The sequence below is a fragment of the Acinetobacter sp. 251-1 genome (assembly GCF_030329305.1).
Taxonomy (GTDB): Bacteria; Pseudomonadota; Gammaproteobacteria; order Pseudomonadales; family Moraxellaceae; genus Acinetobacter; species Acinetobacter piscicola_A.
This window is the reverse complement of record NZ_JACANS010000007.1, coordinates 120901-133285: the sequence shown is the minus strand read 5'-3', so window position 1 is coordinate 133285 and position 12385 is coordinate 120901. Positions and strand designations below refer to the sequence as shown.

13 protein-coding genes, 1 pseudogene and 1 CRISPR repeat array are annotated in these 12385 nt (G+C 36.4%); of the genes and pseudogenes, 4 read left to right on the top strand and 10 right to left on the bottom strand.

Annotated features, from left to right (window positions below; translation table 11 throughout):
• Positions 1–24: 24 nt before the first annotated feature.
• Positions 25–1206, bottom strand: a complete 1182-nt coding sequence (locus HX129_RS07460) for an AfsR/SARP family transcriptional regulator (protein WP_502872654.1) — start codon at positions 1204–1206, stop codon at positions 25–27.
• A 325-nt stretch (positions 1207–1531) separates the two neighbouring features.
• Between HX129_RS07460 and exaC the strand changes: the two genes are divergently transcribed.
• Positions 1532–3043: an acetaldehyde dehydrogenase ExaC gene (gene exaC, locus HX129_RS07455; RefSeq protein ID WP_286435110.1), complete on the top strand. Its 1512-nt coding sequence runs from the start codon at positions 1532–1534 to the stop codon at positions 3041–3043.
• A 142-nt stretch (positions 3044–3185) separates the two neighbouring features.
• Here exaC and HX129_RS07450 read toward each other — a convergent pair whose 3' ends face one another.
• The 4 genes from HX129_RS07450 to HX129_RS07435 form a co-directional block, all read right to left on the bottom strand.
• A complete protein-coding gene (locus HX129_RS07450; protein ID WP_286435111.1) occupies positions 3186–3542 on the bottom strand; it encodes an immunity protein Imm33 domain-containing protein in 357 nt (118 codons plus the stop codon).
• A 66-nt stretch (positions 3543–3608) separates the two neighbouring features.
• A complete protein-coding gene (dapB, locus tag HX129_RS07445) occupies positions 3609–4409 on the bottom strand; it encodes a 4-hydroxy-tetrahydrodipicolinate reductase (protein WP_286435112.1) in 801 nt (266 codons plus the stop codon).
• A 143-nt stretch (positions 4410–4552) separates the two neighbouring features.
• On the bottom strand, positions 4553–5146 hold the full coding sequence (locus HX129_RS07440) for a 2-hydroxychromene-2-carboxylate isomerase (RefSeq protein WP_286435113.1): 594 nt from the start codon (positions 5144–5146) through the stop codon (positions 4553–4555).
• A gap of 73 nt (positions 5147–5219) precedes the next feature.
• Positions 5220–5963, bottom strand: a complete 744-nt coding sequence (locus HX129_RS07435; protein WP_286435114.1) for an SDR family oxidoreductase — start codon at positions 5961–5963, stop codon at positions 5220–5222.
• Positions 5964–6066: 103 nt separating this feature from the next.
• Between HX129_RS07435 and HX129_RS07430 the strand changes: the two genes are divergently transcribed.
• Both HX129_RS07430 and HX129_RS07425 read left to right on the top strand, forming a co-directional pair.
• Positions 6067–6645, top strand: a complete 579-nt coding sequence (locus HX129_RS07430; RefSeq protein WP_286435115.1) for a TetR/AcrR family transcriptional regulator — start codon at positions 6067–6069, stop codon at positions 6643–6645.
• A gap of 155 nt (positions 6646–6800) precedes the next feature.
• Positions 6801–7511 carry a glutamine amidotransferase gene (locus HX129_RS07425; RefSeq protein WP_130075203.1) on the top strand — a complete coding sequence of 237 codons (711 nt, stop codon included), beginning with the start codon at positions 6801–6803 and terminating at the stop codon, positions 7509–7511.
• Between the two features lie 65 nt (positions 7512–7576).
• Here the strand turns inward: HX129_RS07425 and HX129_RS07420 are convergent, their stop codons facing one another.
• The gene (locus HX129_RS07420; RefSeq protein ID WP_213072969.1) at positions 7577–8041 is read right to left on the bottom strand and encodes a DUF4822 domain-containing protein; all 465 of its coding nucleotides are present in this window, start codon (positions 8039–8041) and stop codon (positions 7577–7579) included.
• 184 nt (positions 8042–8225) lie between these two features.
• Positions 8226–8303 (bottom strand): annotated as a pseudogene (locus tag HX129_RS17780) (YceI family protein); the annotation flags it as partial.
• Positions 8304–8723: 420 nt separating this feature from the next.
• Here HX129_RS17780 and HX129_RS07410 point away from each other — a divergent pair.
• Positions 8724–9401 carry a DUF421 domain-containing protein gene (locus tag HX129_RS07410; protein WP_286436134.1) on the top strand — a complete coding sequence of 226 codons (678 nt, stop codon included), beginning with the start codon at positions 8724–8726 and terminating at the stop codon, positions 9399–9401.
• A gap of 109 nt (positions 9402–9510) precedes the next feature.
• Positions 9511–10620: a CRISPR direct-repeat array (repeat unit 28 nt; unit sequence TTTCTAAGCTGCCTACATGGCAGTGAAC).
• A 196-nt stretch (positions 10621–10816) separates the two neighbouring features.
• On the opposite strand, the gene HX129_RS07405 is transcribed toward HX129_RS07410, so the two are convergent.
• The 3 genes from HX129_RS07405 to HX129_RS07395 form a co-directional block, all read right to left on the bottom strand.
• Complete coding sequence (locus HX129_RS07405; protein ID WP_286436133.1) at positions 10817–11554, bottom strand: N-acetylmuramoyl-L-alanine amidase; 738 nt, start codon at positions 11552–11554, stop codon at positions 10817–10819.
• Entirely contained in the window at positions 11551–11865 is a 315-nt protein-coding gene (locus HX129_RS07400; protein ID WP_180045154.1) for a hypothetical protein, read from the bottom strand. The genes HX129_RS07405 and HX129_RS07400 overlap by 4 nt, the downstream gene beginning before the upstream one ends.
• 74 nt (positions 11866–11939) lie before the next feature.
• Positions 11940–12383 (bottom strand): hypothetical protein, encoded by a 444-nt coding sequence (locus tag HX129_RS07395; protein WP_130075249.1) that lies wholly within the window; start codon positions 12381–12383, stop codon positions 11940–11942.
• Positions 12384–12385 lie beyond the last annotated feature (2 nt).

Genomic DNA, 12385 nt, shown 5'->3' with positions numbered 1-12385 from the left:
TTAAATGATCTAAAATAATCATGGTTAATGTTCTTCTCTATATTTTAATAACATCTGATGTGCTGGATGCCCCAATGGTGTAAGTTCAATTAAACGTTCTACTGCATCAATCGCTTCAGGAAAATGTGCCAAATGTTTTAATAAAACATCAGCCTCGTTGGCTTTAAAAATGGCTTCACTCAAACGTGACTCTAAACAATCACGCCATGCACATAAAAAAGGGCTTTCGGTTTTTGCTAAAAAAACGCCTCGACATAACTTTAATGCTGACTCAGTATAGCCTGCATCTAAAGCACGCTCGACTTGTAAAAAATCTGCCTCAACTTGCGCCAATAAACGATAAGGACGTGAACCCAACATTCCGCCTAAAATTTCACGTAGCTGTGACATCTCTGCTTTTAAAGTCCCCATACTGACTTTACGTTCACCATACAACGCTTGATGCAAACCTTCTAAGTTTAATCCTTGTGGGCACAATGCCAAAATCGTTAAGATTTCAATCTGACGAGGTGTTAAGACCACAATTTTACCGTTAAACAACACTTGAGGGATGGTAAAAGCACGGATAAATAAATGTTGTTGCTGATAATTTAATAGTGCAGATTGCAAAATAGAGGCACAACGTTCAGCTGCCAACAAACCCAAACTATTATGATTACTCCATGTTGTAGAAAGGTCGATAACACCCAAAACATTTTTCGAATAGGGGTCGATCACGGGCGCTGCATAACAAACCCAATCATGGATAGAGCTCATATAATGTTCATTGGAAAATACGCAACTCGACTGTTGTGTTTTTAACGATAAAGCCAAAGCATTGGTGCCAACCAAATCTTCACGCCACTGCCCACCTTCTACAAAATGAACTTTTTCGGCAGCACTGCGCATCTTACCACTGGCTGCTGACCATACAATGGTGCTACCAATATCCCCCACTGCAATCACCATAGACGATTGTTCAGCAATATGTTTCAATTCTTCACTACACGCTGCAAGTGCAACATCTAAACTGCTTTTATTTGTTTCATTTTTCTGTTTTTGAATTTGTAACGGCGCAGCTTCTCGATCAACAGGAATTGCTGCCTGTTTAGAACGCTGCCAAGAACTTGCAATACTTTGCCCTAATTGATCAGCTTGATACAAAGATAAACTACTACTTTGTCTAAATTTTTCAATTTGTTGACGCTTTTGCATTAAACTTTGCATATTCAACACCCTTTTACATCCATGTGATGATTAACGTATAACGTGCCATTTTACTTTTGTTGAACCTTCAATCTATTGTTCGCAAAATACTCAGTCATGGTCAAGACATTTAATACCAAAGCGTAAATCAATTTAACACCGATCTCATTTTTAAATGTCTTGATTAAAAATAAAATACGACCAAAATTTAAAGCATAAGCCAAATATCATTTTTTTAATGCCAACCTTTTTCCAACCTTATATTTCTTAATCTCAAATCAACCAAAAGAACGGATGAAAAAAATCGTCATCCATGCAATGTTAAAATAAGTAAAGGGAAATTCTTATGCGCTATGCAAATCCAAATACTGAAGGTTCAAAAGTTCACTTTAAAACTCAATATGAAAACTTTATTGGCGGCAAATGGGTTGCACCAGTAAAAGGTGAATATTTTGAAAATATTTCACCTGTCGATGGTCAAGCTTTTACCAAAGTCCCGCGTTCTTCTGCTGAAGATATTGAACTCGCACTTGATGCTGCACATGCAGCCAAAGCACAATGGAACAGCAGCTCACCAACGACACGTTCAAATATTCTATTAAAAATTGCAGATCGTTTAGAAGAAAATTTAGAACTTCTTGCTGTTGCTGAAACTTGGGAAAATGGCAAACCGATTCGTGAAACACTGGCAGCAGATATTCCACTGTGTATTGACCATTTCCGTTATTTTGCGGGTTGCCTACGCGCACAAGAAGGCGGTATTTCTGAAATTGACGAAGATACGATTGCTTATCACTTCCATGAGCCTTTAGGTGTTGTTGGGCAAATTATTCCATGGAACTTCCCTATTTTAATGGCAGCATGGAAACTTGCACCTGCTTTAGCTGCGGGAAATTGTATTGTACTCAAGCCTGCTGAACAAACTCCTGCAAGTATCTTAGTTTTAGCTGAACTGATTCAGGATATCTTACCTGCTGGTGTCTTAAACATTGTTAATGGTTATGGTGTTGAAGTTGGTCGCCCACTTGCAACCAATCCACGTATTGCAAAAATTGCATTTACAGGTTCAACAGCAGTGGGGCAAATGATCATGCAATATGCCACTGAGAATATCATTCCAGTGACACTTGAACTGGGTGGTAAATCACCAAATATCTTCTTTGAAGACGTCATGGATAAAGAAGATGATTATCTTGATAAAGCTTTAGAAGGTTTTGCCATGTTTGCCTTGAACCAAGGTGAAGTGTGTACATGCCCTTCACGTGCATTGATTCAAGAAAGCATCGCAGATCAATTCTTAGAAATGGCAGTTGAACGTGTTAAACGTATTAAAACTGGTCATCCTTTAGATACCGATACCATGATTGGTGCACAAGCATCGCAAGAGCAACAAGACAAGATCTTGGGTTGTATTGCAACAGGTCGTGCTGAAGGCGCGCAAATCCTCACAGGTGGTGGCGATCGTCAAGAAGTGGGTCAAGGTTTCTATATTGAACCGACCATTTTTAAAGGCGACAACAGCATGAAAATTTTCCAAGAAGAAATTTTTGGACCCGTTTTGTCTGTAACCACATTTAAAGATTATGACGATGCAATTCGTATCGCCAATGACACAATGTATGGTTTAGGTGCTGGTGTTTGGTCTCGTTCAGCGCATACGTCTTATCGTGCAGGTCGTGCGATTCAAGCTGGTCGCGTTTGGACAAACTGCTATCACATCTACCCTGCACATGCAGCATTTGGCGGTTATAAAAAGTCTGGTATTGGGCGTGAAAACCATAAAATGATGCTTGATCATTATCAACAAACCAAAAACTTACTTGTAAGCTACTCAACCAAAGCAATGGGCTTCTTCTAAGTTAAAATATAGATTTCAAGTAATTAAAGCGGACTTTGGTTCGCTTTAATTTTTAATCAAACAAAATTTAAATCCAAAATAAACGAAATTTTTTATATTTTAAAATCTTGTATTACATCCACAAAGATCAAAAAGATAGATATTAATTTTTTTCTGTCATTTCACACGACACATCTTCATAACCGTCATCATCAATAATAAAATTAAAACCATGATCAAGAGCAAGATATGGTATCACTTGAGGTAAATATTGATCCAAATGCGATGCATGCATGGGTTGATAAAAATCAACTGCCTCTGAGTATTCACCACAAAAAATAAACCATGAAATCATTTCTCCCTCACGCAGGATCACACGAGATCCATTTATAGGTTGCTGACCGAGCGTCTGTAAAGCAATCGCAACCATTTCATTTGGCTTTATAGGATTACATTTAGAGTAATATTTCTCACAAATTTGCTGCTGTAACATTGCAAGCTTTTGCATATTTTCATCCATTTTTGATCTTTTAATTATCACTCATTCTTTGTAATGAAAAGGAATATAGCCCTCAGTTATATTCACTTAACGTAAAACATCATTCATATCGTATAAATCTGGTTTTTGCTGAATCAACCACAAAGCAGCTTGTAATGCCCCATTTGAAAAGTGTTTTCGATTCATTGCTTTATGAGAAATTTCTAACTGTTCACCATTTCCCAAGAACATCACCGTATGTTCACCCACAATATCTCCACCACGAACTGTAGAGAAGCCTATTGTTTTTTGTTTACGCGCACCAGTAATACCTTCACGTCCATATACAGCAACATCTGCTAAATCATGGTTTAAAACTTGTGTAATAACATCACCATACATCAGTGCTGTTCCTGATGGTGCATCTATTTTATGCCGATGGTGTACTTCTAAGACTTCAATATCGACTGATTTTTGGAGTATTTTAGTTGCTAACTCTACTAATTTTACAGAAACATAGACACCTACTGAATAATTAGCGGAGAGAACAATCGCAATTTTTTTTGATGCTTTTTGAATAACCCCTAATTGTTCTGCATTAAAACCTGTTGTACCAATAACAATAGGTGTTCCACTTTGTTCACAAATTTGAATATGCTTCAGTGTTGAAGCTAAAGTTGAAAAATCAATTACGACATCAACATCATCAATAACTTGCTGTAAATCATCGATAATCTTTAAACCAATCTGCCCTAAACCAGAAAATTCTCCAGCATCTTGCCCAACAATAAAACTTCCTGAACGTGCAATTGCTGCACCTAGATAACCAGATGCATAAATAGTTTGTAGCAAATGATGCCCCATTCGACCGCCTACACCAACGATTGCAATTTTAATTAGATCATTCATTTTTCATTCACATTATTTTGAAATACAAAATCATTTTAATTTTCAGTATTTATTTTAAGCATGTTTAAGAAAATTTAAAAATACAAAAATTCCTCACTTAGGGAAATAAATGCGGAATTTTCAATAGATCTGAACTTATTGGCTTAAAGAGTTTGTAAAACACTTTCCACAAAGTGCAAATGATCTATCCCCCAAAACATTTCATCATTCACAAACCATGTCGGTGCACCAAATACACCACGATTCACAGCTTCTTCGGTTAAAAACTTAAGTTCATTTTTAACTTTTTCGTCATTTAGCCACGCTTCGACTTGTTCAGCCTCTAAACCAGCATCTTGAGCAACTTGTAGCAATCCACTCCACTCATTTAAATTACGTGGCTCACCAAACATTGCTTTAAAAACACCTTCTAAAACAGTCAAAAACTGTTCTGGTGCAAAAAGCTGCGTTGCTGTAATTAAACGCATAGCATTTAAGGTGTTAATGGGAAAATTTGGATTCATTTTGACAGGAATATTCCAAAGTTTTGCCCACCGTTTTAAATCTAACAATGAATAGCGTGCTTTGGCGGGTACAGCCATTGGGCTATTATTACCTGTCGCTTTAAAAACAGCACCTAACAAAATAGGCTTCCAAATGATTTTCGCTTGATATTGATCAGCAATTTTTTGAATTTGGTGAAAGCCCACATAACTATATGGACTCCCAACATCAAAATAAAATTCAATCATTTTCATTCTTTGCTCATCCTTCAACGATTAACTTACTTTTTATTAGTCACTATATAAATAATAGGATATTGTATTCAACTTACCACTGTTCAATCCAAGGGCGTAAATCCAACTCATGCGTCCAAGCATCTCTCGGTTGCTGGGCAATATGCCAATAATTTTCAGCAATATGCTTAGGATTTAAAATACCATCTTGGTCTTTTTTGGCATACATTTCAGGAAAATTATTTTTTATGAAATCAGTATCAATCGCACCATCCACAACGACATGCGCGACATGAATATTTTGTGGTCCTAACTCTCGTGCCATACTTTGTGCCAAAGCACGTAAAGCATGTTTTGCCCCCGCAAAAGCTGCAAAATAAGCAGAACCGCGCATTCCTGCGGTCGCACCCGTAAAAATAATGGTACCTTGTTGTCGCGTCACCATGCGTTTAGCCACTTCTCTGCCGACTAAAAATGCAGCAAAACACGCCATTTCCCAAATTTTAAAATATTTACGGGCAGTTTCTTCCAATATACTACACGGAACATTTGCCCCAATATTGAAGACCATCACATCAATTGCACCAATCTCAGTCTCTATTTTTTCAATGAGTTGAATAACCTCTTCTTCTTTGCGTGCGTCTGATCCAAAACCGTAAGCTATACCACCTTGTGCTTCAATTTCTTCAATCAATGGTTGTAGTTTATCGGAATTACGGCGTGTCATACATGCAATATAACCACCTAGAGCAAAGCGTTTGGCAATTTCACCACCTGTAGCATCGCCAGCACCGATCACCAATGCCACTTTTTTTCCCTGTGTTTTCCAACTAGACATTTATTTTCCCTTATGCATATTTTTATAAAATAACGATCGTTACTATAACGATCACTATGTTATAGTTTTTCGACAGCGTCAAGAAAAATATTGATGGAGCTTTATGCGTTATAAAACAGGCTATAAACAAGAAAAACGTCAGGAACTTTTAGCAAAAAGTGGACAATTGGCTAAAAAAAATGGCTTTAATGCTACAGGTGTCGACAGCTTTATGAAAGCGTCAGGTGCCACCAGTGGTGCTTTTTATTCTCATTTTTCCTCAAAAAATGAATTATTTAAAGCTTTGGTGGAAAATGAATTACAACGCAGTATTCACCTGTGGCAAAAAAATCCACATTATGAAGTTGGAGCATGGGTTGATTTTGAACTTGAGCGCTATTTATCACAACACCATGTAGACCAACCTGCGCAAGGTTGTATTTTACCTGCACTTGCCGCAGAAGTTGCTCGTGCTGAAACGGATATCAAACTGGTCTATCAACAAGAACTTATGCGTGGCTATCAACTTTTTGTTGAACACTTGGGCGATGAACAGCTGGCTTGGGGCTTTATGTCTCAATTGGTTGGTGCAATTTTATTGGCGCGAAGTATAATAGATCTTGAGACCAAAGAAGCCATCTTAGCATCGAGTAAGCATATGATTAATTTAGCATTAAAACAGCAAATAAATCATAAAAATTAAACACCTAGACCTATATGAGCAAATAAAATATAACCGAATTTTGCTTTTTTATTTCGATCAATGTAACTCAAAGACTACTTTCAATCTGGGAAATTACTTTTATTTTTATAAAGTCTTTTGCTACAGTATTTCAAAATTGAATTCGATTACAGATTATGACGCACAATAATTTTCCTAATAAAACGATTTATGCCATCCAACATTTAGCTTTTGAGGATTTAGGTATTCTTGAAGATACGTTTTATGAATTGGGCTATCGTATTCGTTATTTTGAAGCGGGTGTAGATGACCTCAAGCAAGCACTCGAATTTGAAGGTCTGACCATTATTTTAGGTGGTCCAATCGGTGTGTATGAAACTGAAGACTACCCTTTTTTAAAAGATGAAATTGAATATTTAAAACAACGCTTAAGTAAAAACCTACCTACGCTCGGCATTTGTTTAGGCGCTCAACTCATTGCACATGCTTTGGGGGCTAAGGTCTATGCTGGACCTCAAAAAGAGATTGGTTGGAGTTCATTACAGATCAATGATGTAAAAAATAACCCACTCTATGTTTTAGGTGAAACTAAAGTCCTCCATTGGCATGGTGATACATTTGACTTACCTGAGCATGCAGAATTATTAGCAAGCTCTGAAATATATCCAAATCAGGCATTTAGAGTGGGTACTAATATTTTAGCACTACAGTTTCATGTCGAAGTGGCTGCTGACAGCATGGAGAAATGGCTGATTGGGCATACGTGTGAACTACGGAAAGCAGGATTTGATATCCCACATTTACGTTTTGACAATGAACAATATGCGCCAGAACTTGAACAAAAATCCCCACAAGTATTGACAAATTTTTATAATCAGTTGACTTAATTACAGGTAAAAGAGCCCATTTTTATTAAAAAACGGGCTCTTTTATATCGCTTATAATCGAATAGTTACTTTGGTTGCAGATGCTGTGTTGGCAGATGCACAATATCTACAAAAGTCCCATCTTGTGCTTTAACACGGTAGGTAAATTCTTTTGCATTTAGAGTCACAATATCGACGACACGGGTAAAGAACACTTTCCCTTCCGCATTCATCGCAGTAATGGTACGGGTTTTACCATCTTCAGATACTGACCACGTCCCTTGCATTTTTGGTGTATCATCTAAATTATACATTTTAAAAGTACCATCATTTTTAAAATACGCATAACCGACAAAGTTTTTAGCACGGGCATCTGTTAATGCAACATTCTGGGTATTCTGATCTTTTGCAGCTGTGGTTAGCCAAGCCTGAGCAGATAATCGTTGACTTGGTGTTAATTGCTCCTTGGCAGTCACCATTTGATTTGCAACACAACCATCTAATAATGGCATAAGCAAAAATACCGCCAACGCAGTAACTTTTAAATTCATACAAACCATCCCTGAATATATTTAATGCTTATTAAATACTAAATAAAAGTATTTAAAAGCTGACTCTTCCATACAATCTAAAAAATAAAACAGTCAAAAATCATTGTCTAGCATATTTTACACCGATACAAAAAAAGCACTCAAAATTGAATGCTTTAATTTACAACAAAAATAAGGCTTTATCTTATTTAGCAACTGCCGCAGGTACAGAGGCTTCAGTAGTGATGTTTACAGTGATTTTATCGCCAACATTTGGCATGTTAATTTTAACAATAAAATACAATAACTTAAAATAATTTGGCGAACTATTGGCGTAAATCAAAAGTTATCCACAGTTATAAATAGCAGAAAACCGACTTAGAGTTACTTCTAAATCGGTCTGATAGCCCAATAAATATAGCACAATTATCTACTACTTTGACCATAGAAAATTTTGATCTGGGATCTATAAAATTCTAAAATGCAAAAAGCATGAATAGATTAGATCTATGTAGCAATTTTATTATTGATGATAAATAAAATCTCGTTGACTCAAATTTGCAATAGTTTTTTTAATGTTTTTATGGGAAGAAGTTAGGCTGGAGTTGATCTTTTCTAATTATCAGCTTTGATTATAAAACTGATAAAGAAATTATACTCCCAATTAGAGTAAACTATAGTTATTTATATAAGAATTTTAATAATGGAACTGTTTAGAATTTTTATTCACGATTCATCATTTAGCTTTATTCTTGAAATCATTTTAAGATGTATCATCATGTATCTGATGATTATTATCTTTTTAAGGTTTTCTGGTAAGCGTGGCGTAAGACAACTTTCGATTTTCGAAATTGCTATTATCTTATGTTTAGGATCAATTGCTGGTGATCCAATGTTTACAGAAGATCTTCCTCTTATACAAGCTCTTACTGTTTTTGTTAGTATTCTAGTACTGTACCGATGTACAACTTATTTAACAATGAAATCAAAAAAAATAGAAAGTTTGCTAGAAGGCAAGCCTATGTATATTGTTCAAGATGGTATGTTGGTTTTAGAGGGTATTAAAAATGAAAAATATTCTTATGATGAGTTTTTTTCTGAAATGCGCCAACAGCAAGTTGAGCATCTAGGGCAGATAAAAATTGCATTATTAGAAACCGAGGGTTGCTTAAGCTTGATTCCATTTCATGATAGTGAAGTAAAATGGGGGCTTCCAATTTTTCCAAATGAATATAAACAAACTATTGATTATTACCCAGAAAGGTTTTATTCCTGTATGTTCTGTGGAAATACTCGTTTAATTAAAAAAATTAATGAAATATGTGAGCGTTGCCAAAAACAGCATTGGGTTTTATCTATTAATACTAAAAGAAGTAAATAATATCAAAGTGTGCAACTTATAAAACAAGTTATACAGAACAAACATAGATATTTTAATTTCAAATCTCACTCACCTTCATTGCACTCACTTTAAGATATCTGATTACATGTTTCTAAGCTGCTTATACGGCAGTGAACATACAGCACACCCGTATTTAATGCATCTTGCACTTTCTAAGCTGCCTACATGGCAGTGAACCAACAAAATTTCTTCAAGGTCATAACCTATTTTTTCTAAGCTGCCTACATGGCAGTGAACAAAAATGATTTTATTCAGTCTAAAATAGATAAATTTCTAAGCTGCCTACATGGCAGTGAACCTCTCGGTACCGAAATGTTGGCATTTGCTGCATTTCTAAGCTGCCTACATGGCAGTGAACTAAAAAATAAGGGTTTTGGTTATTCTCCCGATTTTCTAAGCTGCCTACATGGCAGTGAACTATTGGACAACATTATCACTTGTTTAGACCTTTTTCTAAGCTGCCTACATGGCAGTGAACACAATTTAATGGCAAGCGAGGAATTAAGTAATTTTCTAAGCTGCCTACATGGCAGTGAACAACAAAATAAAGTTGAGCTTGAAAAGTCAGACTTTCTAAGCTGCCTACATGGCAGTGAACTCAGATTCAACAAATTGAGCCTTAGCTTCACCTTTCTAAGCTGCCTACATGGCAGTGAACATTCAAAGAAGCTAGTCTTTGGAATTGGAGTGTTTCTAAGCTGCCTACATGGCAGTGAACGCCAAGGCGTTTTTGGTCGCCGAGGGCTCGCATTTCTAAGCTGCCTACATGGCAGTGAACGTGCAGTTTTAACCATTGTTTCTATACGTTGATTTCTAAGCTGCCTACATGGCAGTGAACATGCTATTAATGTTAGTAAAAAATATGAAGGTTTTCTAAGCTGCCTACATGGCAGTGAACCGCCTACGCTTACACATGCTCAAACAGTGGGTTTTCTAAGCTGCCTACATGGCAGTGAACAAACGGACATGGCACAGGAATATTATGGCTTATTTCTAAGCTGCCTACATGGCAGTGAACCATCTATGACACATGGTCTAGATATTCGCGATTTTCTAAGCTGCCTACATGGCAGTGAACCACTTGAAGTATAAAATTTATAAAGATATTTATTTCTAAGCTGCCTACATGGCAGTGAACAAGCCACTAACCGATATAACTTTTGGCTGTATTTTCTAAGCTGCCTACATGGCAGTGAACAGTAATAATATAGTAAAATTAAAGATATAACAGTGAGTTAAAACTTAAAATATCAAAATACCCAAGTTTTAAATCATGTCTATAACCTATTGATTTTATTAATGTGTTAAAGAGTCAAAAAATATTGGGTAAAATCATCTCTTACCCAATAACTTAATTTAACAGTCTATGATCTTAAAAACTATATATAACGGTATTATTTCACATGATGAATCAAGACATCTGCAACATCACGTGCAGCTAACCAGTACTTTTCATTAAACATTTTTAGCTCAGCTTCATTTGAGATAAAACCGAGCTCAACGATTAAGCCACCATTACTAATAAATCCAAGCTTTCCACGCGCTGATTGTGACTGATCAATCCACCCATCATCACCACGAAGTTTTGAATTAAATGCTTTGGCCACAACTTTTGATAAGTCTTGTGCTAATTTCTTATCCTTTGCTAGTGCAATAGTTTCAATACCGTAAGCTGCCTTGTTGCTTGCTGCATTCATGTGAAATTCAACAGCAACATCAGAGCCTTTGATCAATTTGATTGCTGTATTCAGATTATGGTTATCAGAACCGATACCATCAGTTTTGATTGCAATGCCTGCTTCACTTAAATAATGAGCAACAGCATTACGGAACTTTGCAACCAATTCAGCTTCTTTAAATTTTCCATTCACTGCTCCTGGATCTACATTTGAGTGCCCAGCTGTCACTGTGACAAATTGATTTACATTGTGTAAATTTGGCTGTGCAATCTTGCGACCAAGCCAAGTCAAAGCGGGGATTATAGTGCTCGCAACAATAGCAGCAGTATCACCATCTATAATTTTGTAGTCTAAAGCCCATTGTAAAACCAAAACAACAAGCATAAAAAAAGCTCCCAACATTGGGAGCTTCACGCTTAGGTATTGCCATGGGTTTTCATTGATTAATTTCATTTATTATCCTCTCGATGGCTTTGCATAATCGCCATATCTTGTTTAAGTTGATTAATTGAATTGATGGTCCATGTGCCACCAGACAATGCAACAGTCAGCACCACACCAAGCCCCCACTTCAACATCGCAATCGCACCCTGTGCTTTATGGTTTTGCTGCTCAAGCAGTTCCACTTTTACTCGTTGCTGATCAAGTGCCTGGTGATACCCTTTATTAATTGCATTAGTTTCCACCAACTGCTCTGATACTCTCTGCAGTCGATCTGATACTTCATTTAACTTTTTCCAAAGTGATGCGCTTGGCTCATTCACGTATGCCCCCTAATTTTTGGCAATAAAAAACCACCCGAAGGTGGTGTGTTTCAATTTTTTACTTAGGTTCAAGCTCATCTACATTGATTAAGTAATGCTTTTTTGAGTGAGCCATCCCCATCAATGATATCTGAGATTTTGCATCTATTTCCCTGGCAATCAACTCTATAAGTCACTTTCTTCTCTTTATAGAATTCACCATAAGGAGCTAGTGTTACTTTCACAAGGTTTTGTCCTACTTTTTGAAAAGAAGGTTTTTGACGATATTCCGGATCTTGGCTTTGCCACATTTGATCCTGCCAAGCTTGACCACAATCTTGCCATCTACCTTCTCTTAAATTGTTTTGAGCCTGCTCTAAACTCTTATCATAATACAAAGCTAATAACTCATCTCCTTTTTCCAATTTTTTACCTTGCTGATAAATTTCTTTCAATAACTGAATCTGAGGATCTGTATTTGCAAAAACACTTCCACTCAACATGAATGCTGATACTAAATAAATAATTTTATTTTTCAAAA

What these genes read in the sequence shown, in the direction of transcription:
- HX129_RS07410 (WP_286436134.1), top strand. Translation starts at nt 8,724, where the DNA reads ATGGAACTGTTTAGAATTTTTATTCACGATTCATCATTTAGCTTTATT.
- exaC (WP_286435110.1), top strand. Translation starts at nt 1,532, where the DNA reads ATGCGCTATGCAAATCCAAATACTGAAGGTTCAAAAGTTCACTTTAAA.
- dapB (WP_286435112.1), bottom strand. Translation starts at nt 4,409, where the DNA reads ATGAATGATCTAATTAAAATTGCAATCGTTGGTGTAGGCGGTCGAATG.
- HX129_RS07460 (WP_502872654.1), bottom strand. Translation starts at nt 1,206, where the DNA reads ATGCAAAGTTTAATGCAAAAGCGTCAACAAATTGAAAAATTTAGACAA.
- HX129_RS07440 (WP_286435113.1), bottom strand. Translation starts at nt 5,146, where the DNA reads ATGAAAATGATTGAATTTTATTTTGATGTTGGGAGTCCATATAGTTAT.
- HX129_RS07450 (WP_286435111.1), bottom strand. Translation starts at nt 3,542, where the DNA reads ATGGATGAAAATATGCAAAAGCTTGCAATGTTACAGCAGCAAATTTGT.
- HX129_RS07435 (WP_286435114.1), bottom strand. Translation starts at nt 5,963, where the DNA reads ATGTCTAGTTGGAAAACACAGGGAAAAAAAGTGGCATTGGTGATCGGT.
- HX129_RS07425 (WP_130075203.1), top strand. Translation starts at nt 6,801, where the DNA reads ATGACGCACAATAATTTTCCTAATAAAACGATTTATGCCATCCAACAT.
- HX129_RS07430 (WP_286435115.1), top strand. Translation starts at nt 6,067, where the DNA reads ATGCGTTATAAAACAGGCTATAAACAAGAAAAACGTCAGGAACTTTTA.
- HX129_RS07420 (WP_213072969.1), bottom strand. Translation starts at nt 8,041, where the DNA reads ATGAATTTAAAAGTTACTGCGTTGGCGGTATTTTTGCTTATGCCATTA.
- HX129_RS07405 (WP_286436133.1), bottom strand. Translation starts at nt 11,554, where the DNA reads ATGAAATTAATCAATGAAAACCCATGGCAATACCTAAGCGTGAAGCTC.